Origin of the sequence: Facklamia miroungae (assembly GCF_012396555.1) — a bacterium.
Classification (GTDB): Bacteria; Bacillota; Bacilli; order Lactobacillales; family Aerococcaceae; genus Facklamia; species Facklamia miroungae.
In genome coordinates this window covers 1-22,459 of record NZ_JAAXPS010000015.1, presented here as the reverse complement: position 1 = coordinate 22,459, position 22,459 = coordinate 1, and the positions used below count along the sequence as shown (strand labels likewise).

20 protein-coding genes, 2 other RNA genes and 1 pseudogene are annotated in these 22,459 nt (G+C 38.2%); 2 read left to right on the top strand and 21 right to left on the bottom strand.

Annotated elements, in window-relative coordinates:
* Positions 1–146: 146 nt before the first annotated feature.
* From ssrA to HF969_RS09345, 17 genes are all read right to left on the bottom strand, one after another.
* Positions 147–509, bottom strand: a transfer-messenger RNA (tmRNA) gene (gene ssrA, locus HF969_RS09425).
* Positions 510–601: 92 nt separating this feature from the next.
* Complete coding sequence (locus tag HF969_RS09420) at positions 602–1,204, bottom strand: ECF transporter S component (RefSeq protein ID WP_090290496.1); 603 nt, start codon at positions 1,202–1,204, stop codon at positions 602–604.
* A gap of 15 nt (positions 1,205–1,219) precedes the next feature.
* Complete coding sequence (locus tag HF969_RS09415; RefSeq protein WP_090290495.1) at positions 1,220–1,531, bottom strand: HesB/YadR/YfhF family protein; 312 nt, start codon at positions 1,529–1,531, stop codon at positions 1,220–1,222.
* A 90-nt stretch (positions 1,532–1,621) separates the two neighbouring features.
* Entirely contained in the window at positions 1,622–2,254 is a 633-nt protein-coding gene (locus tag HF969_RS09410) for a response regulator (RefSeq protein ID WP_090290494.1), read from the bottom strand.
* The gene (locus HF969_RS09405) at positions 2,251–3,339 is read right to left on the bottom strand and encodes a sensor histidine kinase (protein WP_090290493.1); all 1,089 of its coding nucleotides are present in this window, start codon (positions 3,337–3,339) and stop codon (positions 2,251–2,253) included. The genes HF969_RS09410 and HF969_RS09405 overlap by 4 nt, the downstream gene beginning before the upstream one ends.
* Complete coding sequence (gene liaF, locus HF969_RS09400; RefSeq protein WP_090290492.1) at positions 3,336–4,091, bottom strand: cell wall-active antibiotics response protein LiaF; 756 nt, start codon at positions 4,089–4,091, stop codon at positions 3,336–3,338. The genes HF969_RS09405 and liaF overlap by 4 nt, the downstream gene beginning before the upstream one ends.
* Before the next feature lie 158 nt (positions 4,092–4,249).
* Positions 4,250–4,729 carry a transcription elongation factor GreA gene (gene greA / locus HF969_RS09395; protein WP_090290491.1) on the bottom strand — a complete coding sequence of 160 codons (480 nt, stop codon included), beginning with the start codon at positions 4,727–4,729 and terminating at the stop codon, positions 4,250–4,252.
* 19 nt (positions 4,730–4,748) lie between these two features.
* Positions 4,749–5,369 carry a uridine kinase gene (gene udk, locus HF969_RS09390; RefSeq protein WP_090290490.1) on the bottom strand — a complete coding sequence of 207 codons (621 nt, stop codon included), beginning with the start codon at positions 5,367–5,369 and terminating at the stop codon, positions 4,749–4,751.
* Between the two features lie 193 nt (positions 5,370–5,562).
* Positions 5,563–6,753, bottom strand: a complete 1,191-nt coding sequence (gene mltG / locus HF969_RS09385; protein WP_090290489.1) for an endolytic transglycosylase MltG — start codon at positions 6,751–6,753, stop codon at positions 5,563–5,565.
* 165 nt (positions 6,754–6,918) lie between these two features.
* Positions 6,919–7,224: a DUF1292 domain-containing protein gene (locus HF969_RS09380; RefSeq protein ID WP_090290488.1), complete on the bottom strand. Its 306-nt coding sequence runs from the start codon at positions 7,222–7,224 to the stop codon at positions 6,919–6,921.
* Positions 7,225–7,234: 10 nt separating this feature from the next.
* Positions 7,235–7,669 (bottom strand): Holliday junction resolvase RuvX, encoded by a 435-nt coding sequence (ruvX, locus tag HF969_RS09375; protein WP_090290487.1) that lies wholly within the window; start codon positions 7,667–7,669, stop codon positions 7,235–7,237.
* Between the two features lie 3 nt (positions 7,670–7,672).
* Positions 7,673–7,933 carry an IreB family regulatory phosphoprotein gene (locus HF969_RS09370; RefSeq protein WP_090290486.1) on the bottom strand — a complete coding sequence of 87 codons (261 nt, stop codon included), beginning with the start codon at positions 7,931–7,933 and terminating at the stop codon, positions 7,673–7,675.
* A gap of 156 nt (positions 7,934–8,089) precedes the next feature.
* On the bottom strand, positions 8,090–10,738 hold the full coding sequence (gene alaS, locus HF969_RS09365; protein ID WP_090290485.1) for an alanine--tRNA ligase: 2,649 nt from the start codon (positions 10,736–10,738) through the stop codon (positions 8,090–8,092).
* A gap of 353 nt (positions 10,739–11,091) precedes the next feature.
* A complete protein-coding gene (gene recD2, locus HF969_RS09360) occupies positions 11,092–13,539 on the bottom strand; it encodes an SF1B family DNA helicase RecD2 (RefSeq protein WP_090290484.1) in 2,448 nt (815 codons plus the stop codon).
* Positions 13,540–13,675: 136 nt separating this feature from the next.
* Positions 13,676–14,818, bottom strand: a complete 1,143-nt coding sequence (gene mnmA, locus HF969_RS09355; RefSeq protein ID WP_090290483.1) for a tRNA 2-thiouridine(34) synthase MnmA — start codon at positions 14,816–14,818, stop codon at positions 13,676–13,678.
* A 92-nt stretch (positions 14,819–14,910) separates the two neighbouring features.
* On the bottom strand, positions 14,911–15,249 hold the full coding sequence (locus HF969_RS09350; protein WP_090290482.1) for a cysteine desulfurase: 339 nt from the start codon (positions 15,247–15,249) through the stop codon (positions 14,911–14,913).
* Positions 15,250–15,263: 14 nt separating this feature from the next.
* Positions 15,264–16,406, bottom strand: coding sequence for a cysteine desulfurase family protein (locus HF969_RS09345; protein ID WP_090290481.1), 1,143 nt, complete (start codon positions 16,404–16,406; stop codon positions 15,264–15,266).
* 144 nt (positions 16,407–16,550) lie between these two features.
* On the opposite strand from HF969_RS09345, the gene HF969_RS09340 reads away from it, so the two are divergent.
* Both HF969_RS09340 and ssrS read left to right on the top strand, forming a co-directional pair.
* Entirely contained in the window at positions 16,551–17,819 is a 1,269-nt protein-coding gene (locus tag HF969_RS09340; protein WP_090290480.1) for a replication-associated recombination protein A, read from the top strand.
* A 137-nt stretch (positions 17,820–17,956) separates the two neighbouring features.
* Positions 17,957–18,139, top strand: a non-coding RNA gene (gene ssrS, locus HF969_RS09335) — 6S RNA.
* Positions 18,140–18,528: 389 nt separating this feature from the next.
* Here the strand turns inward: ssrS and pyrR are convergent.
* The 4 genes and pseudogenes from pyrR to HF969_RS10215 form a co-directional block, all read right to left on the bottom strand.
* Positions 18,529–19,068, bottom strand: coding sequence for a bifunctional pyr operon transcriptional regulator/uracil phosphoribosyltransferase PyrR (gene pyrR / locus HF969_RS09330; protein ID WP_090290479.1), 540 nt, complete (start codon positions 19,066–19,068; stop codon positions 18,529–18,531).
* A gap of 119 nt (positions 19,069–19,187) precedes the next feature.
* Entirely contained in the window at positions 19,188–20,396 is a 1,209-nt protein-coding gene (locus tag HF969_RS09325; RefSeq protein WP_090290478.1) for an acetate kinase, read from the bottom strand.
* Between the two features lie 137 nt (positions 20,397–20,533).
* Positions 20,534–21,955, bottom strand: coding sequence for an alanine/glycine:cation symporter family protein (locus HF969_RS09320; RefSeq protein ID WP_090290477.1), 1,422 nt, complete (start codon positions 21,953–21,955; stop codon positions 20,534–20,536).
* Positions 21,956–22,094: 139 nt separating this feature from the next.
* Positions 22,095–22,208, bottom strand: a pseudogene (locus tag HF969_RS10215) (ABC transporter ATP-binding protein); the annotation flags it as partial.
* Positions 22,209–22,459 lie beyond the last annotated feature (251 nt).

Sequence of the window (22,459 nt, the reverse complement as noted above, 5' to 3'; positions counted from 1 at the left end):
TCATAGCACAGAGTCCTTTCTATTTTGGTTAGCGCTTTTAATATATCGGACTTCTGTGTTTTTGTGTACCAAAAAATAGGGTTGAAGGAAGTATTTTTCTTCCATCAACCCTATTTATTATAGAACCGAAAACCTTTGAATTCATATAATGGAGATGAGGGGAGTCGAACCCCTGTCCAAATGTCTCGCCACCAAAGAATCTACGTCAATAGTTGCGTCTATTGTTATTTAGCTTCCACATAGCCGACCAACAGGCGTTTGTGTTTGCGAGTCTGATTATCTCTTCTAAGGCTTACAGACGGAAAGACTTAGCGTATCCCACTAAATTGAGACCAGGAACTAACACATGGGCGATGCTAGGCTGATCTTAGCAAGCTGTTTTTAGGCAGCTAAAGCTAAATTGTTATTATTGTTTGCAGTTATATTTAACTGTAGCGTTGTTGAGGTAGTCGCTGCCTACCTGACGCATCCAAGGTTCGAACAACACCTGTCGAAACCATGACACCCCCGATTAAGGTATAAAGATATTGTATCATTTCATCTGGTAAATGTCAAAGAAGGTCAGTAAGTCTTGCGACTGATCTTTTATTCTTAGTCCTTGTTAGAGGCTTTGCGGTATTTTGCTCAATGCATTAATTAATATTGGCGTTACTAGAATAGAGAAAATCATCTCAGGAACACCATTTACTAATACAATTCCACCAAGCACTTGCCACAAGGTATCAAGATTGGCCCCACTAATTTGAGCATACTCTGCTTGTTTGAATAGACCGATGGCTCCCAATACAAAAATGGTATTTAATAAAGAGCCTAACCCCCCCGCTAACATATAGCGTAGACGGTCTTTCAGTTTTGATTGTGTCTGTTTAGCAAACCATCCTACGATTAGCGGCATAATCATACGCGGTAAAAGTGAAACTAAAGGAGATGAAAAAACATAAACGTACATCGGTGAAGTGGGCATTACGTATGCACGAATTAAAGAATTCAAGCCCCAAAAGGCTCCAATAATGAAGCCATCCTTCGTTCCTAACCATAAAGTTGCCACAATGACAGTTACATGGATAATCGTAATATTAAGCGGTGGAATCGCGATATATCCTAAAAAAGGCACCCATGTTTGCAGTAAGATTATAGCCATAAAAATACTCAAGATGACCAAACGTTTTGTTTTAAGTGAATTTTTGTTTTGTAATGCTGACACAAGCATCCTCCTCATTTACTGGATGGATTGTCCATCCTTAATATAATTATAAATCGGCTCATGCAGCCTTTCATCCAAACTAACCTCTAAATCGTAATCATCAAAAAACCATTCATCCTCTTGTTCAATGAAGAATAATACACCATTGGGCGCTTGATAGGTTACTAACGGCTTTTCAGGTTGCACCGAGTCGATCGCAATGCCGAAGCCGTTATCAAAGGGGCTTGATCCATAGATCTTCGTTTTGAAACGGATGCCTGCCCCTTGACTAAAACCGATTTCCTCTTTAAACCAATTGGCAGCTTTTTCTGTTACAGTTAATTTCATAAGATATTATTGCGTTAAATCGCAACTACTCCCTCCTTTATAAATTGCTTCTATGATAAACGAATTTTCTAGTATAAGCGAGCTTTTTGCCTAGTCTACCAGGTGGTGTTGAAAGGCGTAAATAGTCGCTTGCGTTCGGTCATCGACTTCAAGCTTAGATAGGATATTAGATACATGCGTTTTAACGGTCTTCAAGGTGATATATAGTTCTTCAGCAATGGCTTGGTTTGAATACCCTCTTGCAATTAACTCCAAAACTTCACGCTCACGGTTGGTCAAATCATCATGAAGTTGAAATTGTTTTTCCTCTGTTTCGCGATTGAGCATTTTTTGGGTCACTTCATCCTGCATGACACTTTCTCCTTGGTAAGTTGAGCGAATAGCATCGGCTATTTCCTTGGCTGAAGAAGTCTTTAAAATATAGGATTTAGCACCTGCTTCGATGGCAGGATAGACTTTTTCATCATCGAGAAAAGAAGTTACGATAATAATTTTTGCTTCAGGCCATTCTTGCATAATCTTTTGGGTAGCTTCAATACCGTCCATAGTATCCATTACTAAGTCCATAAGAATAACATCGGGTCTTAACTCTAAAGCATGATGATAGCCCACTAAACCATTATTGGCTTCACCTACAACTTCGATATCGTCTTGAATGGCTAGGTAAGATGAGACCCCTAATCGCACCATTTCGTGATCATCAATTAATAATACTTTTATCATTTAATTGCTCCTTTATCCGCTAGTTTATTTTTGGGTTTATAGGGCACCTTGATATCTACCACTGTCCCTTGGCCAGGTGAAGAAATGATGGAAGCTGATCCCCCCATCCCTTTGACCCTTTCTTGAATATTGGTCAAGCCATAAGATCCTGATTTTTTTGATTTTGATGGATCAAAGCCACGACCATCATCAACGATTCGAATATTAATCATATCTGTCGTTTCTCTCAGATAGACATCGAGTTTGTTAGCTCGGGCATGACGCATAGTATTGGAAACAGCTTCTTGAATAATGCGAAAAAGATGGTCTTCAATACCTGTTTCCAATCTGGGATCATCGAGTTCCCAAGTTAATTCTAAAGGGATTTTAGCTTGCAGTTCTAAAAGAAGATTATTAATTCCTTGGCGTAATGATTTGCCTTGTAAGTCCACTGGTCGTAGATGCAAAAGTAAGGCGCGCATTTCGGTTTGCGCATTTCCGATGACCGATTCGATTTTTTCTAAATTAGCTGCTAATTTAGGATCTTCTTCTTTGGGATAAGTCTCAGTTATAGCTGATAGCATCATCATGGCTGCAAATAACTGCTGTGAAACTGAATCATGCAACTCACGAGCGATTCGACTACGTTCAACTTCAATAATCTCTTCCTTCGTTTCTTCTCCCACAAAGACCGGAGCTGCTGTAAATTCTTGTAAATCTTCAGTTAAATCGACCAAGCGATTGCGTAAACGATTAATATCCTGAGCCAGACTGTAATCTTGTGTATAGAGGGTTGACTTGTGATTGGTTTGATTAAAGATCGGATGGTGATATTTGCCCAGTAACATCCAATTGATCTTTGCGCGAATTAATTCATAAGCGTCATTAAGCGAAAGAGTTAAATAGAGACTATAGATAACTGAACAAGCAATGATAATTGCCACAATCCAAACAAACAGCCTTACTTCCCATATCTTAATCAAATAAAGATCTTCAATTCTAAATTCAGGGATTTGCCAAGCACACAGCCCAACTACAAATAAGCACAAAACAAGCGAAATAAACAATTGATTAAGCAAAATTCGAATCCATAACCTAAGATTCACAGAATAATCACCTCAACATCCCCGATTACACTTGAAACAATAAAACTTAATTTCCGGTTAGCTTGCTGGTAATCTGGACTTCGCCATTTAAAATTCTCAAGGGTTAGTTCATAATCTTGGGATTCAAACATCACGCGACCACTGATTAAGGAGATATTCATGTTTAAACCGATATCGCGCGGAATAATTAACCGCACACGACCAAACATCTTGCGGATTAAGACCGTATGCTCACCGGCAGGAATTAATGTGTTCCCAAGATCAATAATTGAATTGCCTCCAAAATAGACCAAGTTAATGTCATCCCACTCATAAGAGACCTTCTTTGCGTCCTCACGCATATCAAATAATGATTGATACTGTAAAATGGTGCGTTGCTGGTCTTGCGGTTGGATAAGTTTAATCCCATAATAATTTTCTGATTCTTTTGGACCAGGGTGAAGCATACTTTCAGATAAGTTACCCATTTCATTAATATGACCCTTGTTAAAGATAATTAAAGCAAAGAAAACAGTCAGTAAGAATAACCAGAAAGAGCGTGTCAATACAATTGTCACAATGACCAAAACCAAACCTAAACCTAAGAAAAGGCGGTTTAACCAATAACGTTCAATATACAAGCTTAAACAAATTAAAAAAAAGCCAATCCCAAATAAGCCTAAGAAATGCCAATCCGTGAGTAATTCTAAAAAAATTAAGCAGATACACAGAATCATCATCAGAAATATTCGTTTACGAAAGAAGTCTTTCATCAGAAATTTTACCTCCTATATAATCAAGTCTATTATCGCATAGATTTAAGTCAGATAAAAGATAGTCTATGTTTGATATCATAACTTTTTAGTAGATAGACCCACTGAATTCTACAAAAAAAGACTCCTTATGGAGCCTCATCTTCAATCTTTGAGATTTACGCTTTTGCTACTTTGGTGATTTCCACGTCAAATGAGCCACCAGGTGTTTCGATGGTTACCTTGTCGCCAACCTTATGGCCAAGTAAAGCCTTTGCCATTGGTGAATCATTGGAAATTTTATACTCCATCGGGTCTGCTTCGGCAGATCCAACAATTGTATAGGCTTCTTCAGGTCCGTCCGGCAACTCATTAAAAGTAACCGTACGACCTAAAGTAACTTCGTCAGCTGCTACGTTCTTATCATCAATGATTTCAGCAAAACGAATCATGTTCTCTAGCGTTGAAATGCGACCTTCGACAAAAGCTTGTTCATCTTTGGCTGATTCATATTCAGAGTTTTCTGATAAATCGCCGAAAGAACGAGCGATTTTAATGCGTTCGATAATTTCCGCTCGTTTGTTAACTTTTAATTCTTCTAATTCTGCTTCAATTTTCTTCTTACCTTCTAAGGTCATTGGATATGTTTTTTCTACCATCTGATAAAACTCCTTCAAATTAATTAATAATTGTGTTAATTTTTGTTACTAATAAATCAATCGCCACATGATTGTGACCACCTTCTGGGACAATGATGTCAGCATAGCGTTTGGTCGGTTCAGTAAATTGATGGTGCATCGGTTTTACCACCGATTCATACTGCTCAAGTACTGATTCGACAGACCTTCCTCGCTTAATAACATCCCGTTTAATTCGTCTAGCTAATCGTATATCATCTTCAGTATCCACATAAATTTTTATATCACACAGATCGCGAATCAGCTTATCTTCAAAAATTAATATCCCCTCTAAAATTAAAACATCGCGGGACACTTCTTCACGTGTTTGTGCTGAGCGTGTATGATTAACAAAATCATAGATAGGTACTTCAATTTTTTCACCGCGGATAAAGGCTTGAATATGTTCGTAAAACAAGTCATTATCAAAAGCAAATGGATGGTCATAGTTTGTTTTAAGTCTTTCTTCAAAGGTCAGGTGACTTTGGTCCTTGTAATAGTTATCCTGAGCTAAAACTAAAACGGACATTTCAGTGAACTGTTCTAAAATACGCTTACTGACACTCGATTTACCTGAGCCAGAACCTCCTGTAACACCGATAATGATTGGTCTATCACCCATTACTTCACTCCTTCAATTGACAGATACATAAAAGAAAGCAACCACCCCAAAAGGGTGATTACTTGCTCTATACTGAACTTGCTCAAAACTATATTAAAGAAAATACCACATAAATAAGACTAATGCAAGCCCTATCATAATAATTAACATAAAAGTTTTTGTTGCAAGTGATCTTTTTAACTAATAATTATTTTTACTCTTGCCCTGTTTCTGTACTTTCCCCACTCGCTTCTTTGGCTGCTTCATCGAAGAAAGGTTGGACGTATTGCTCTACAAGCGCATTATGTTCAGCTTCAGTAGCAGAATAGTATATTTCCCCCGTATTCATGTCGGCAACAAAGTAATAATAGTCCGAATAGGTTGGATAGATTGTCGCCATAATGGATGATAATGAAGGGCTATTAATTGGCCCTATCGGTATTCCGCTGTTTTGGTAGGTATTATAAGGGGAATCCACCTCTAAATCATCATAAGTGACTAACTCTTTATGTTCTCCTAAAGCATAGATGACTGTGATATCACTCTGTAAAGGCATATCCACATTTAAACGGTTTAGGAAAACGCCTGCTACTAAGGCTCGGTCTTCGTCTGTCGATGCCTCGCGTTCAACAATCGAAGCCAGACTCAAGATTTGGTGGTAACTTAACGTAGTATTGGTAAGATCGTCCTGTAACTTTTGGTATTCAAGGTTTGTTTTTCCTACCATGTTGATAATCAAATCATCCGCTGTCATTCCAGCAATATAATCATAAGTGGCTGGGAAAAGATAACCTTCTAGACGGTATTTTAGGCCTTCAATCTCAGACAAGGGTTGGATTAAACTTGGGAAACGACCTAGAAGCTCTTCAAAGAGATCCTCACTTTCAGCTCGTTCCATAAATGTCTGCGCATCAATCGGTGTTTGCTCTGCAATCACCTGTGCAATCTCAGTTAATTGCATACCTTCGACGATAGTGAGCGTGGTATCAATATCTTCTTGGATTGGTTCGCCACCTTCTTTTAAGGTTGCAATTAATTGTTCGGCATTCATATTCGGTTTTAGCTGATAATGTCCTGCTTGAAAATCGCTAGCACCTTTGAATTTCATGAATAAATTAAAAACTTGGCTATTATGAACTAATTTCTCATCTTCAAGAATTTGAGCAATGTCACTTGAAGTCGACCCAATTGGGATAGTGACTTCAATGGCTTGCGAATTATTAGCGTCAACTGGACCCAAATCTTTCTCTAATTTCCAATAGGTAAATGATACTCCCACTATTAGAATCACCAAGAAAACCCATAGGATTATTTTAATCACACGATTGGTCCAAAGCATTTCTTTTACATGTATCGTCTCATTCACTTTCGCTTCTTCTTGTACTTTATTCCAGTCTATCTTCATACTTCCTCCTAATCAGCAAACGTTGTAAGCATTATAGCAAATAACAAAGTAAATGACTATCCTGACTTAAGCAATGACTGATTAAATTAATGTTTCATTTTAGATAAGTATCAAAAGAAAAAGCTCCTACCGATTGGACAATCGGAAAGAGCTAGGACTTATTGATTATTCTTCGTCATCTGCTAAGAATGTATTTAAGACTTCATCAATCATATCCCATTCTTCTTCAGTCTCAATAAATTCTAAATCACCAGAAGTGCCATCCTCATTTTCTTTATATGAATAAGCTTGGATTTCTACTTCTTCTTCATCACTTGTTCCTGCTGGATAAATAAGAACATAAGATTTACCAAAATCTTCCGATTCAAAAGTAAAGAGAATTTCATATAAGGATTCATTGCCCTCTTCATCGACTACTGTGATATAGTCCACTTCTTTTTCTTCGTGATCATGATTGTGTTCTTCTACCATCTTGACACCCCTATCTTTTATAATTTAAATAATTTTGTAAAATCATAACGGCTGCTAATTTATCAATCACTTTTTTGCGTTTTTTGCGGGAAATGTTTCCTTCTTCGATTAGCATTCGCTCAGCTTGTGTAGTGGTTAGTCGTTCATCTTGATAGATTATTTGACACTCTGGTACAATCGTTTGAAGATTATCACCAAACTTTAGCGATGCTTCTGCTCTTGGTCCCATCGTATTATTCATGTTTTTTGGTAAACCAATAATGATCTTATTCACGTGGTATTCATCAATAAGTTCTTTGAGCCGTTGGTAGCCAAAGTCTCCCGCTTCTTCATCAATGGGGATGGTCTCAATCCCTTGAGCTGTCCACCCCATCAAATCACTAATTGCCACGCCAACCGTTTTTGAACCTACGTCAAGACCCATGCTACGGTTTCCTGTCGGCATGAATTATGACTCCTTCTGAGTTAGATAATATTTGACTAATTTCTCTACAATTTCATCGCGCTCATGACGACGAATAATATTACGGGCATCATTATGACGCGGAATATAGGCCGGGTCACCTGATAAGAGATAGCCCACAATCTGGTTAACTGGGTCATACCCCTTTTCCTCCAATGCACGGTAGACGATTTCTAAACTTTCACGTACTGTGTGCTGATTTAAATCATCTAACTTAAAAAGTATTGTTTCATCTAATGATTGCATGGATGCACTCACCGAACCTTTCTTTATTTCATCAACTCTTTTATTTTAGTTTCTAGTTGATTTTATATACTAAGTGTAGTTTACCACAATTCCTTTAGAAATGGCTCTTATTATGCATTATTTATTGACTTTTCAATATTACGATTTTGTTTCAAATTAAGCTAGTAAGTTCTTTATTTCATCTGCTACTGAAGCTAATAATTGCTGAATGCCGGCAGGATTTTTGCCCCCAGCTTGAGCCATGGTTGGCCGTCCGCCACCGCCACCTTGGATATACTTAGCGAGCGGTTTAATTAAATCACCTGCTTTAATCCCTTTCGCTACTGTCTCTTGATCGACTAAAACCAGTAAATTGGCCTTATCCTCTTGGGAGGTTGCTAAAACAAGAATATTCGAAGCTGCTTTTTCTTGCCAAGTATCCCCTAAGGCACGAAGGGAATCCATATTTTGATTATCAACGCTAGCTGCGATATAGCTCATGTCATTGACCGTTTGAACCTCTTCAAAGATTTCATTTGAAGCATCTTGCATTACGCGTGCAGTTAAGGAATCTATTTCTGACTGTTGTGCTTTTAACTCTGCTTGCAATTGTTCAATTTTATGTAGTAATTGATCACTTTGACTAACTTTTAATTGATGTTGAACCTCTTTTAAGAGTGATTCATTTTCTTGATAATTAGCAATAGCAGCTTGTCCGGTCAAGGCCTCAATCCGACGAAGTCCAGCCCCAATACCCGATTCGGCCATAATCTTAAACGTTCCGATCTCATTGGTGTTGTTAACGTGTGTTCCTCCGCATAATTCAATGGATTCATTGCCTACATTAACAACTCGTACAATTGAACCATACTTCTCGCCAAAGAGTGCCATGGCACCCATTGCTTTTGCATCATCTATTGGCATTTCGTTAATGTCAACGTTAATCGCATTTTCAACCATAAAGTTAACATAAGACTCGACTTGTTTTAATTCTTCTGGTGACATTTTACCAAAATGTGAAAAGTCAAAACGTAGGCGATCTGGTCCCACATAAGAACCTTTTTGGTTGGCATGATCGCCTAAAACTTCTTTTAGAGCTTTATGTAAGAGGTGGGTAGCTGTATGGTTTTGGTTAGTTCGCATTCTAGCTTGGCGATCAACGGTTAATGTATAAGATTGGTCACGATTTATAGGCATTTCAAGCGATTTAACTTTATGCATAAATTGACCATGTGGACCTTTTTGTACGTCAAGTACTTCAGCTAGCATTTGATCGCCATCAAACACACCCCCAATATCTGCAACTTGTCCTCCCATTTCAGCATAGAAAGGAGAACGGTTGAAGAATAAAATGCCCTCACTATGAGCGGGTAACTGATCCACCTCTTGATCATTCACCACGATATGTTTAATCGTTGCATTGGTTGTTAATTGATCATAACCTACAAAGTCAAAATCATAGTCAATGGCATGAAGAGTCGAAGATTGAATAGCCATCGATCCCGCATCCGAACGAGCGGAACGCGCTCTTTCTCTTTGTGCTTCCATTGCGGTTTCAAAACCTTCAATATCCACTTTAAGGCCTTCTTCTTCAGCCATTTCTTTAGTTAATTCTAACGGAAAGCCGAAGGTGTCATATAAATGGAAAGCTTTTTGACCTGTGATCGTCGATTGACCTTCTTGGCGAAGAGACTCAATCACTTGATTCAGTTGAACTTCCCCTTCTTCAATAGTCTCATGGAAACGTTGTTCCTCTTTTAAGAGAACATCTTTGATGAAACTTTCTTTTTCCCGCAGTTCGCTGTAACTATCACCCATAATTTCAGCGATAATTGGCACTAATTCGGATATAAAGAGACGACGAATGCCTAACTTACGACCATGCATGACTGCTCGTCGAATTAAACGTCTTAAGATATAACCTCGTCCTTCATTCGATGGTAAGGCACCATCACCAATCGCAAAGGAAACAGCACGTATATGGTCTGCAATGACTTTGAATGAAGTGTCTGTTTTTACATGGTCACCATAGGAAATTTCGGTTAATTGGCCAATTGCCTTAATAATTGGCATAAACAAATCCGTTTCAAAGTTAGTCGGTACATCTTGCATCACCGAAGCCATGCGTTCTAAGCCCATACCGGTATCTACGTTTTTATTGGGAAGTGGTTGGTAGGAACCGTCAGGCATGTGATTGAATTGAGAGAAAACTAGGTTCCAAATTTCTAAATAGCGTTCATTTTCACCACCTGGATACATTTCTGGATCGTCATCTGATAAGTTTTGGTATTTTTCACCACGATCAAAGAAAATCTCTGAATCGGGTCCGCAAGGACCTGAGCCAATATCCCAAAAGTTATCTTCTACAGCAACGATGTGATTTTCTGCTAAGCCACACTTTTCCATCCAGATTTGTTTGGTTTCTTCATCTTCAGGAAAATAGGTGACATAAAGTCGTTCCGAATCAAAATTCAGCCATTTTTCTGAGGTTAAGAATTCCCAAGCCCAGGTAATCGCTTCTTCTTTAAAGTAATCACCAATCGACCAGTTACCTAACATTTCAAATAGAGTGTGGTGACGTGCTGTGACTCCTACATTTTCGATATCATTGGTACGGATACATTTTTGAACATTGGCAATTTTAGGATTGGCCGGCACTTCTGTTCCATCCATATATTTTTTTAAGGCTGCCACTCCTGAGTTAATCCATAACAAGGTTGGATCATTAATAGGGATTAGGTTAGCTGAGGGGACAATTTGATGGTCTTTTTCTGCAAAGAAGTCTAAAAACTTCTGACGAATTTCTTGGCTCTTTAATGGTTTCATCTCTCATTCTCCTTCAATATAAATAAAGAGTCATTATATGCAAGGGCGCTCAACCACGGTACCACCTTGCTTATAATAACTCTCGGTTATCTCTTTAAGTGACTGTTAACGCCAGCAAAACGCCAATCTTTCGATTGGTCCGTATGAGGGAGCATCAATGTCGTAATTACTTGCACCAAACGTAATTTCTCTTAAATGACCTGACATGTCCTCTACCCTTAGTAATATAGCAATTTTTATAAAAAAGGTCAATCAAGAAATAAGAGTAAGGCTTTGGAAGTTTTATAACTTTCATTCATAGAAGAATAATTGCTTTAAAATTAGATGATTTCCTTTAGTTCATTATTTATTAGTTAATTATTTTGCATAAAATCCTCTGGCTTTAACCCTTCCATTCCAATCATCGGATCGACCTGCCAAATTGTTTGGTCATTCAAGATAAACCTTTCTGCTTGTTTAATTTTTGTCGGTGCTTGCGTAGTAGTTTCTTTTTTTAAAACATTCGTGCTTTGTTTGTTGTCTTCGTACTTTTTACTTTTTGACTGCTCTTGACTTTTTTCTTGGTCAGTCAAATTTAATTGTAAGTATTCAACTAATTTGGTTTTCCGTTCAATTTGAACTTGAGAAACCGCCTTATTAAAACTTTGAGGGTTCCCCACCATCACTAAAGATTTTACCGCTCGTGTCACGGCGGTATAGATTATGTCCCGCCTTAACATCCGTGAATAGCGATCAACCAGTGGTAAGATGACCAAGTCATATTCTGACCCTTGTGCCTTATGAATGGAACAACAATAAGCTAAGGTCAACTGATCGAGTTCATTTTTGCGATAATGGATTTCATTCCCATCAAAATCTACAATGACTTCTTCAACATTAGACGAACTCTCCTTAGCTGTTAAGATAGCGGTAATCTTTCCGATGTCACCATTATATACACCATCTTCCGTATTATTAACGAGTTGAAGAACCTTGTCTCCTAATCGATATACTTGGTCAAAGTGTTTAATCTCACGTTTTTTTGAACTGGCAGGATTCAACATTTCTTGCATCAGATCATTAATCTGATTGATGCCACCCGGTCCTTTATACATAGGAGCTAGGACTTGTAAAGTTTGAGAATTAAAGCCTTTTTTGACGGCTGCTTCAACAATCTGTCCAACCACATCACTCACTTGTTGAGCAGAGCAAGGGATAAATGAGCGATCACTATGCTTCATTAGAAAATCTTCCGGTAGATAGCCTTGTCGAATTTGATGAGCTAGATGCACGATAGATGAGTCTTCAGACTGACGATAAATTTTAGAAAGAGAAACGGTTGGAATCACACCTGATTCAATCAAATCTGAAAAAACCTTACCTGGTCCTACTGAAGGAAGTTGGTCCTTGTCTCCCACCAAGACTACTTGCATTTCATAAGGAATAGCTTGCATTAACCAATTCATTAACCACACATCGACCATTGACATTTCATCCACAATTAAGAGACTGCCATCAATCATGATTGGATCAAAATCTTTTATAGTAGACTCACGATTGTACCCAATTAAACGGTGAATGGTAGAGGCTGGCAAATGAGAGGTATCTTGCATCCGTTTTGCTGCCCTCCCTGTCGGAGCCGCTAAGCGAATAGGAGATTCAAAATTATCTTCATTGAGATCGGCAAGATCATAACCGTGTATAATAGCATGTAAATAGATGAGCCCTTGGACGAGGGTTGTTTTTCCTGTGCCTGGTCCTCCTGTAATAATAGACAAAGGAGACTGAATGGCTAATTTTAAAGCCTGCTGTTGCTCTTGATCATAATCTATTTTAATTAGTGCCATGACATCTTTAATGGCTTGATCTATTTCCTCTTCTTCGAATCGCTCGACTTGTTCGGCCATTAAGTAATCATGAATCTTTTTACTGCTTCCGTACTCAGCGTAGAAGATAGAGGGAATAATAAGGTCTTCCCCCACCATTAAAAGCTGCTCTTGAGTAAGAGCTAGATCTAACCCTTTCGCTAATAGATCATCCTCAATAAGAAAGCGCCGACTTTTTTCTAAAAGGTCGCGTGCAGCCCTTAATGAATCCGGAGTTGAAACGTAAGTATCTCCTTGCTCCGTAGAGACTTGAGCGACTGCCATGGTGATAGCCGAAGCAATCCGTTCGGCGGCATCTGGTTCAATTCCTATCAGTTCAGCTAGCTGGTCGGCCTTGGTGAAACCAATCCCCTCAATTTCAGTGACTAATTGATAAGGATTTTCCTTCACCTTTTCGAGGGTATGGGATTGATATCTTTTATAAATTTTATCGGCTAAGTTCGCCCCGAACCCCCACTCTGTTAATTGCATAAAAATTCGTTCTGTCCCTTGAAATTTTAAGAGGCTGGCCCTTAATTGGTCGGCAACTTTACCAGTTAAACCACTGACTTTATCTAATGCCTTTGGATCATCTAGAATTTGGTCAATTGCTTTCTCCCCAAGATTATCTACAATTTTTTCAGCGGTTTTAGGCCCAACCCCCTTGAAACGATTACTAGATAAATAATTAATTAAACCCTTGCGTGAAGTGGGCATCAATTGTTGGTAGCGAGTGACGGAAAACTGCTGACCAAAACGCGGATGGTTTACTAACTGACCAAAAAATTGATAAGGCGTATTATAATGAATAGTAGTAAATTGTCCGGTTATAACGAGTTCTTCTTCAACTAACAGATTGGTTTGGTCTAAATCAACACGAATTCTGAGAACTTTATAGAAGTTTTGATCATTTTCAAAGATAATACTTTCTAAACTACCTATAATTAATTCTTCCATTCACTCTCACCTCACTTTTAAATCTTATTATATCAATCTTTCTTATTAGGAACTAGCGCTTATAAGCCAAAATGTTCATAAGAAAACTATCTTATCGCACTAAAAAATCACCCTAAATGGTTAGGGTGACTTTAACTTAAATATATTGTCTCATCACACCGTCTTTAAAGGCCGCATCAATAATGCCACCTCCTAAACATTCTTCACCTTGGTAGAAAACCACCGCTTGTCCAGGTGTTATCGCTCTTGCTGGCTCATCAAAAACAACGCGTGCTTTTTCCCCTTGATCGTAAATTGTTACTTCGGCAGGTACATCTTCTTGACGATAACGGAATTTAATAGTGCATCTAAAGGTCCGATCGCTCAAATCACCATTCGTAAAGGAAAGGTCAGAAGCTTCTAGGTAATCGGCATATAAATGAGGATGGTTAAAGCCTTGTCCGACATAGAGTGTTTGCGTAGACATATCCTTGCCAATTACAAACCACGGTTCATTAGACCCGTTTGAGCCCGTCGAACCACCAATTCCTAAACCATGACGTTGCCCAATGGTATAGTACATCAATCCCATATGGTCGCCTTTCACTTCACCGTCTAGGGTTTTAATTTTACCCGGTTGGTTGGGCAAATAATTAGAAAGAAATTGATTAAAATCTCTTTCGCCGATAAAACACACTCCGGTAGAATCTTTCTTTTTAGCCGTAGCTAAGCCTGCTTCTGCAGCAATCTCACGTACTTGTGGTTTTTCTAAGTGTCCCAAGGGGAAGATCGCTTTTTGCAACTGAGTTTGCGACAGTTGGTTAAGGAAATAGGTTTGGTCTTTCTTTTGGTCTACGCCCCGCAATAAATGAACTTGACCTTGGTCATCACGTTCTGTTTGCGCATAGTGCCCCATAGCAATGTAGTCTGCTCCTAAGTCGGTTGCGTAATCTAAGAAGGCTTTAAACTTCACTTCTTTATTGCACATCACATCTGGATTGGGGGTTCTCCCTTTGCGATATTCACTTAAGAAATATTCGAAAACGCGGTCCCAGTATTCCTTTTCAAAATTAACTGAATAGTAAGGAATCCCTATTTGTTCTGCCACTAGAGCTACATCTTCATAATCTTTAGTCGCTGTACATACACCCTTTTCATCCGTGTCGTCCCAATTCTTCATAAACAAACCGACTACATCGTACCCTTCTTGTTTGAGCAATAAGGCTGCTACCGAAGAATCCACTCCACCCGACATTCCTATTACCACTCTAGTTTGAGCTTTATCTTTTTGTTGAGTCATGGGATCTTCCTTTCTTTGATCTTTAATAAATAGTAAAAAAACGAACTCACCTTGAATGGAAAGTTCGTTTCAGATACATTCAAAACCATGTTCTATTTTACTTCAACTAGAACGTTGCGGTCAACAAATCCGTCGAAGATGAAATTAATTTTTTCAATAACCATCTCATTATTAGCCAGACTAAAAACATTAACCGCTTGCAAGCCATTAGAATTTACGGTCGATATTTTTAGCCCATTTAAGTCCGCATTAACTGTCACTTTTAAGACAAGCCCTGAACGATGGGTAGAGTCTAATTCACGTTTATAGAGAAAATTACCACCACGCGTTTCATTGAAACCATTATCTCTTAAGGTATAAGGTTTACATTCTGGACAGACTTCAAAGGTTCGATTGAATCCTAATAATTTTGCTTCTGGTGTAAATGCCATTATTCTACTCCTTACTATTGATATATTTTTGTTATTGCTTCAATTAATTGATCGATCTCATTCTTAGTCGTGTAACGACCAAATGAGATTCGAACACTCTCACGCCAACGGGCCTCATTTTTGGGATAATAGGCGGTCAGGACCCGGCTTGGTTTGATCGACCCCGCAGAGCATGCTGAACCAGCTGATAGATAAATATCTTGCATATCCAATTGAATGATTACTTGACTGGCTAATTTTTCTTTTAACCAAATACTGTGGATGCGATTGTTATGATGGACTAGATCACCATTCCTTTGATACTCTATCCCTGTTTGATTCAACTGTTGAAAGAAATAAGTAGATAATTCAACAAAACTTTCTTGTAATTCATGATATCCTTGATCCATAAGTTCTAACGCTTCAACCATACCCAAAATATATGGCAGATTTTCCGTTCCAGATCGCTTGGTATATTCCTGATCACCACCTAACAATAAAGGATCTAGGATCATCTCTTTATTCCAAGCCTGGTATACCAAAAAGCCGATTCCTTTAGGGGCATAGAACTTATGACCCGATCCATTAAAAGAGGTACAAGGAAAGTCTTGTGGGTTAATCATTTGATAACCGATCGCTTGGGTCGCGTCAACATGAAACCAATAGCCTTTTTGCTTGGCATATTGTCCCAGCTCTTTGATGGGGAGTATCGAGCCAACCTCATTATTGACTGCCATAACCGTCCAGCCGATGGTTGTCTGCTTACTCGCTTCGATAAATTGCTCGAGAGAAAATTGCTGGTTGGAATTGGGCTGAAGACGGGTGACTTCAAAACCTTTATTTTCTAAGTCGAGCAATACACGATCCACGGCCGAATGTTCAATAGCTGTCGTAACAATATGATGACCAAGACCTAAATCACGTGCTCGATAAGCTTGAGAACGCAGTGCCCAATTGATTGCCTCAGTCGCACCTGAGGTAAAATATAAATCAGAAGCTTCATCTAGTTTAAGAAGTGCTTTCAAGCGTCGTCGCGCCGTCGTTAACTTGTTTTTACTTGCTTTACCCAGCTTATAATTAGCAGAAGGATTCCCAAATGACTCTGCTAATGCGTGAGATATGCGTGCTTGAACACGAAGGTCCACTGGGGTTGTTGCTGCATAGTCAAAATATAACATTGTCTCACCTTTTTCATTCCTAATAGTACTATTATAACGCATTTTATTGATTTTGAAAGTGTTTACGGCGAGAAATAAATGTCTCTTTTTCATCAAAATGTGACTTATGTGGTAAAATATATTCATTATTAAGGAGGTTTCATAATGCAACAACCTTTAGCCTATCGCATGCGTCCTAAGCATATCAATCAAGTGCTAGGGCAAACGCATCTTGTCGGTCCCGGAAAAATAATACGTCGAATGGTAGAAGCTAAACGTCTATCTTCAATGATCCTATATGGTCCGCCCGGAACAGGAAAAACTTCAATAGCCGCGGCCATTGCGGGAACCACTCAATATGCTTTCCGCCATTTAAATGCTGCCACTGATGCCAAAAAAGACCTAGAAGTCGTTGTCGCTGAAGCCAAAATGTCTGGCACATTGATTTTATTATTAGATGAGATTCATCGATTAAATAAATTGAAACAAGACTACTTGCTCCCCCATTTAGAAAATGGACGGATAATTTTAATTGGGGCCACCACCGAAAATCCCTATATTTCTATCAATCCTGCCATCCGATCAAGAGCTCAAATATTTGAAGTAAAAGCCTTATCTAGTCAAGATATTCAGCGTGGTTTAGAAAGAGCCATTCAGGATTCTGAAAACGGACTTGGGAAGTATCCAATTGAAATGGATGAGTCAACCCTTAAACATTTTTCTTCAGTAACTAATGGTGATATTCGTTCCGCCTTAAACGCTTTAGAGTTAGCCGTCCTCTCCACACCAGAAAACTCACAGGGCAAAATAGTGATTACACAAGCCATTGCTGAAGAATGTTTGCAACGCAAACGCCTGACCCATGATAAGGATGGTGATAATCATTATGATGTGATCTCTGCCCTACAAAAATCAATTCGAGGATCAGATGTTGATGCAGCAATGTATTATTTGGCTGTTCTCTTAGAAGCTGGCGAATTGATCATTGCCTGTCGTCGTTTGTTAGTGATTGCGTATGAAGATGTCGGTTTTGGGAATCCGCAAGCTACACAACGGACGGTAGCCGCTGTTGAAGCGGCAGAAAAATTAGGCTTGCCTGAAGCACGGATTCCCTTAGCCTTTGCGGTTGCTGACTTAGCACTCAGTCCAAAGTCAAATACTTCCTATCGCGCAATAAATGCCGCCATGGCTGATATTGAAGCGGGATATACCGGACCAGTACCGGATGCTCTAAGAGACGGACATTATGCAGGAGCTAAAAAGTTAGGACGATCGATTGGTTACAAAAACCCACATGAATACCCAAATCATTTTGTCAGTCAACAATATTTACCCGATCGTTTAAAAACAAAGCAATATTTTCACCCAGATCCTACAGGAAAATACGAAACAGCCATTAGTCAATACTATCAAGAAATAAAAGAACAACAATAACGAGTAAGAAATTTAGCATGGTTGTTAAAAAGATCAATTAAACAAACCACTATCTAATCGCAATGTAAATGTTTTCATCTTTTTGAAGCAAAAGTATTGCAATCTAAACTTATCGTGTTATACTAAGTTCATAGGAAATATATCTGATGTGTTCGAGAGATAGTCAATGTGTTGACCGAACATTTTACATTAGGGATTCTTCAATCGAATACATATGACAAGCCATCGCATGTGGAAGTCAGAACCAATTCGTGAGAACCCCACCTGATTGCTAGCGGGTTCAACCTAGCTTTATTGAAACGGCACGATTCGGATATATTTCGAGAGCTGGCAATTGCCAGCTCTTTTTTATTGAAGATTAATTTAGAATCGAGGACAATTATGCTACAAGCCCTACTTTATGCTTTCCCGTCTGTTTTAGTGATACTGGCCCTTTATATTTTCTATTTTAGAAAGTCTTTACAAACTATTTTTAAAGTTTCAAATTCACAGATCTTTAACCTCTTAGCTCTTACCTTCTTTTTATTAGCTATTTTGGGCTTTGTATTGATCTACATACAATTAGAATTTTGGAGTCTTGTCTGGCTAGTTCTTGTATTGATTTTAATTACACTGATCTCTGTGTTAATATATTTCACTTTAAACTCTCGTTGAAATTCGCTTTACATAAACAAAGCCCTTTAAAGCTACGAGCTTTAAAGGGCTTTTACTATGTTCGTACGATGACAACTTCTTCTGCGTGATCGACTTCATTCAATTTTACCGCTACCTTTTCCTCACTCGAAGTGGGAATATTTTTCCCTACAAAGTCAGCGCGAATTGGGAGTTCTCGGTGTCCTCTATCCACTAAAATGGCTAACTGAATTTTAGCAGGACGATCGGTAGAGAGAATCGCATCGAGACCAGCTCGAATGGTTCGACCCGTATACAAAACATCATCCACCATTATCACCACTTTGTCACGCATCGATTGAGAAAAATGGGGTGGTTGTACGACTGGCGCTTCCGATTCAAACTTATAAGACAAATCATCTCGGTATAAAGAAATATCCAGCTCTTCAACACACACATTAATCTCTTCAATTTGTTGAATTTTTGCGGCTAAGCGCTTGGCTAGATAGATACCTCTTGTTTTGATTCCCACAAGAATCAATTCTTTCACATCCGGGTTACGCTCTACTATCTCATGAGCCATCCGTTTCAGTGTGCGTCCGATTGCCTTTTCATCTAAAATAATATTTTCGGTCATTAATGCGCCTCCTTCATTTGAATTAATTGTTCAATCTCTCTTTATTCTGCTTTTAATCATTTATCAAAAGAACGTTATTCTCAATTGAGAACAACGTTCAAGTTAGCTTTAATTGATAATTATTTAGTCTTCTTTAAACGCTCAACGTCACGTGCAATCGCAATTTCTTCATTTGTTGGTATATTAATGACGGTAACGGTTGAATCATCTGAAGATACAATAGCTTCTTTGCGTGTGTTATTACGCTCTTCATCGATCTTAACACCCATATAACCAAAGTTTCTCATTGTTATTTCACGTGTTTCTTTAGAGTTTTCACCAATTCCAGCCGTAAAGACAATCACATCTACACCATTCATAAGAGCTATATATTGTCCGATATATTTAATGATGCGGTTGAAGAAGATATCCAAAGCTAATTGAGCACGTTCATTACCTGCTTCTGCTGCTTCTTCTACATCACGCATATCTGATGAAACACCAGAAATACCTAATAAACCAGACTTTTTATTAAAGATATTTACCATCTCTTGGATCGTTTCAATACCTTCTTTTTCCATGATAAATGGTATGGCAGACGCATCAATATCTCCCACACGAGTACCCATCGTTAAACCTGCTAGAGGTGTGAACCCCATTGAAGTATCGATTGATTTACCGCCATCTACCGCAGTAATTGAGGCACCGTTTCCTAGATGACAGGTAATAATTTTCAAATCTTCAATAGGTTTGCCTACAATTTCAGCTGCACGATTGGCAACAAACTGATGACTAGTTCCATGGGCACCATATTTGCGAACAGAGTAATTTTCATAGTATTCGTAAGGAATACTGTACATATAATTTTCAGCAGGCATTGATGTATGGAAAGAAGTATCGAACACTGTAACCATTGTAGCATGTGGTAATTTTTCTTGGAAAACACGAATAACGACTGCTTCAGCGGGGTTATGTAAGGGGGCAAAATCACCTAATTCTTCAATGTTTTTAATGACTTGCTCATCGACTAAACAAGACTCTTTGAAGAGTTCGCCACCAGCTACCACACGGTGTCCAACACCTGTAATTTCTTCGAAATCAGCGATTACCCCTAGGTCTAGAAGATTAGTTAGTAATAAATCAACTGCACGACCATGGTCAGCAATATCTTCTGTTAACTGGAATTTTTGTTCTTCCCCGTTAGCATCTGTGTATTTAATTTCTAACTTTGAATCATTTAATCCGATACGTTCCACTAAACCTTTTGAAACGACTGTTTCTTCAGGCATTTCGATAATTTGGAATTTTAAACTTGAAGAACCAGCATTAATCGCCATTGTTTTTGACATTTACAATTTCCCCATTTCTTTGTTAGTTCATATGGTTTTATTATATCATGTTTGTCCTAAGACCGTAAACACCGATTCAGTTTTTTGTGAACTTTTTAATAAACAAAAGTTCTCGAGTATAACTCGAGAGCTCTCTTTTACTTCCAAAAATCAAATTGTGCAGGATTGAGTCCAATCTTTTCTGATTTAAAAACTGGGTTTTGCCCGGCTTTATCTTGCTGGTTATAATCCTTCAAAGCTTTAATTGCTTGGTTACCTAGAATGATAATAACTGGTAGGTTAATCAAAGCCATTATTCCCATAAATAAGTCAGCCATGTCCCATACAAAGGCTTGTTTTTGTACAGCTCCTAAATAAATCAAGATAACAAATATTATACGATAAAACCATTGAAATACGATGTTTGGGACTTTACCTACTAAATAAATAATATTTGATTCAACGTAATAGAGATTCCCAATCAAAGTCGTAAAGCCAAATAAAATTAGGGAAAGGGAAATAAAATAATAACCCCATTGCCCAAATACCGTAGAAAGTGCTTCTTGAATATAAGGAGCTCCAGCCATTGTCTCTGTAGGTACAACACCTGAAGAAAGACCCATAAAAGCAGTGGCAGAACAAATAACGAGTGTATCTAAAAATACAGAAAGCATTTGAACTAATCCTTGTTTAACGGGATGTGAAACATCTGCAGCTGCAGCCGCATTGGGAGCAGACCCCATACCAGCCTCATTAGAATATAAACCTCGTTTGATTCCATGGATCAAACTAGATCCGGCCAATCCACCAAAAATCGCTTTAAAATCTAAAGCATTTTGAAAAATATTACTAAATATTTCTGGTAATTGCTTAATATTCATAACAATCATAAGCAGCGAAACCAAAACATATAAAATTCCCATAAGAGGAACTAATTTTTCTGTGACATGAATGATCGACTTTCCGCCACCTAGAATCACAAAAGCGGTTAATAAGGCTAAGATTCCACCAATTATCATTGGAGTGGTTTGTGGGTTGTAGAATGAATAGCTTGAAAATGAAGATTGGATATTGTAGGACGCTAACATATTAAATCCGACTGCATAACAAGCTATTAATGATAAAGCAAAAGCACTTGCCAGGAATTTACTTTTTAAACCTGCTTGAATATAGTAAGCAGGCCCACCGTATGAATCGCCATTTTCATCTTTGTGTTTATAAATTTGTGCCAAGGTGGACTCAATAAAAGCGGATGCTCCTCCAATAATAGCAACGATCCACATCCAGAATAAAGCGCCTGGACCTCCTAAACATAATGCTGCGGATACTCCAACGATATTACCGGTTCCTACTCGCGATGCTGTTGAGACCATCAGGGCTTGAAAAGAACTCACCCCACCTTTTGAACTGGGCGCTTCTGATAATACTTTAAATGTTTGAAACAGTTTTAATTGAATTAGACCTGTTCGGAAGGTGAAATAAATTCCTACCCCCAAAAGTAAGATGATTAGTACAGGAAAGTAGATAAAACCGTTAACTGTCTTGATGATATGATAAATCGTATCAATAAAGTTTGCCATTATTTTTCCTCCTTATAGATATAGAATAATAACTTTATAATACAATTATCATACTATATGTTATTACCAATTTCTACATTGGATCTTAATAAGGATAAAAAAACAAATTGAATGTTCGGTTTTAAGATGAATGGTCGATTTAATAGCTTTCAAAATTAGTAACTTCTTGGTCATTTCGATCAAGGCAACCTGAAATAACCGATTCTAAACCTACGATCATTCTTAATATTGTTGATGTACCACAACCGGATGTTCCTAAAAAATAACGCGCTCTCCTTCAATACAAAAAAACTCTTAGAAATAATATTTCTAAGAGCTCAGACTGAAGACAAACCCTGTGTGAGTTAATCTCAAATAAGGGGTTGTCTTTATTTTATTTATAAATCACATGAAAATAAAAAAATGCGAAGCCTTTTTAGCTTCTCATCTCCAATATGTTTGCCAATTTCTTCATGTTCAAGCAGGCAAAAGTGAGCCCTGCTTTGAATTCCATCAAGGCTTTCC

What these genes read in the sequence shown, in the direction of transcription:
- liaF (WP_090290492.1), bottom strand. Translation starts at nt 4,091, where the DNA reads ATGAAAGACTTCTTTCGTAAACGAATATTTCTGATGATGATTCTGTGT.
- HF969_RS09350 (WP_090290482.1), bottom strand. Translation starts at nt 15,249, where the DNA reads ATGGCATTTACACCAGAAGCAAAATTATTAGGATTCAATCGAACCTTT.
- udk (WP_090290490.1), bottom strand. Translation starts at nt 5,369, where the DNA reads ATGGGTGATAGACCAATCATTATCGGTGTTACAGGAGGTTCTGGCTCA.
- HF969_RS09380 (WP_090290488.1), bottom strand. Translation starts at nt 7,224, where the DNA reads ATGGTAGAAGAACACAATCATGATCACGAAGAAAAAGAAGTGGACTAT.
- HF969_RS09370 (WP_090290486.1), bottom strand. Translation starts at nt 7,933, where the DNA reads ATGCAATCATTAGATGAAACAATACTTTTTAAGTTAGATGATTTAAAT.
- recD2 (WP_090290484.1), bottom strand. Translation starts at nt 13,539, where the DNA reads ATGGAAGAATTAATTATAGGTAGTTTAGAAAGTATTATCTTTGAAAAT.
- ruvX (WP_090290487.1), bottom strand. Translation starts at nt 7,669, where the DNA reads ATGCCGACAGGAAACCGTAGCATGGGTCTTGACGTAGGTTCAAAAACG.
- pyrR (WP_090290479.1), bottom strand. Translation starts at nt 19,068, where the DNA reads ATGACCGAAAATATTATTTTAGATGAAAAGGCAATCGGACGCACACTG.
- HF969_RS09325 (WP_090290478.1), bottom strand. Translation starts at nt 20,396, where the DNA reads ATGTCAAAAACAATGGCGATTAATGCTGGTTCTTCAAGTTTAAAATTC.
- HF969_RS09410 (WP_090290494.1), bottom strand. Translation starts at nt 2,254, where the DNA reads ATGATAAAAGTATTATTAATTGATGATCACGAAATGGTGCGATTAGGG.
- greA (WP_090290491.1), bottom strand. Translation starts at nt 4,729, where the DNA reads ATGGTAGAAAAAACATATCCAATGACCTTAGAAGGTAAGAAGAAAATT.
- mltG (WP_090290489.1), bottom strand. Translation starts at nt 6,753, where the DNA reads ATGAAGATAGACTGGAATAAAGTACAAGAAGAAGCGAAAGTGAATGAG.
- HF969_RS09340 (WP_090290480.1), top strand. Translation starts at nt 16,551, where the DNA reads ATGCAACAACCTTTAGCCTATCGCATGCGTCCTAAGCATATCAATCAA.
- HF969_RS09320 (WP_090290477.1), bottom strand. Translation starts at nt 21,955, where the DNA reads ATGGCAAACTTTATTGATACGATTTATCATATCATCAAGACAGTTAAC.
- alaS (WP_090290485.1), bottom strand. Translation starts at nt 10,738, where the DNA reads ATGAAACCATTAAAGAGCCAAGAAATTCGTCAGAAGTTTTTAGACTTC.
- mnmA (WP_090290483.1), bottom strand. Translation starts at nt 14,818, where the DNA reads ATGACTCAACAAAAAGATAAAGCTCAAACTAGAGTGGTAATAGGAATG.
- HF969_RS09415 (WP_090290495.1), bottom strand. Translation starts at nt 1,531, where the DNA reads ATGAAATTAACTGTAACAGAAAAAGCTGCCAATTGGTTTAAAGAGGAA.
- HF969_RS09345 (WP_090290481.1), bottom strand. Translation starts at nt 16,406, where the DNA reads ATGTTATATTTTGACTATGCAGCAACAACCCCAGTGGACCTTCGTGTT.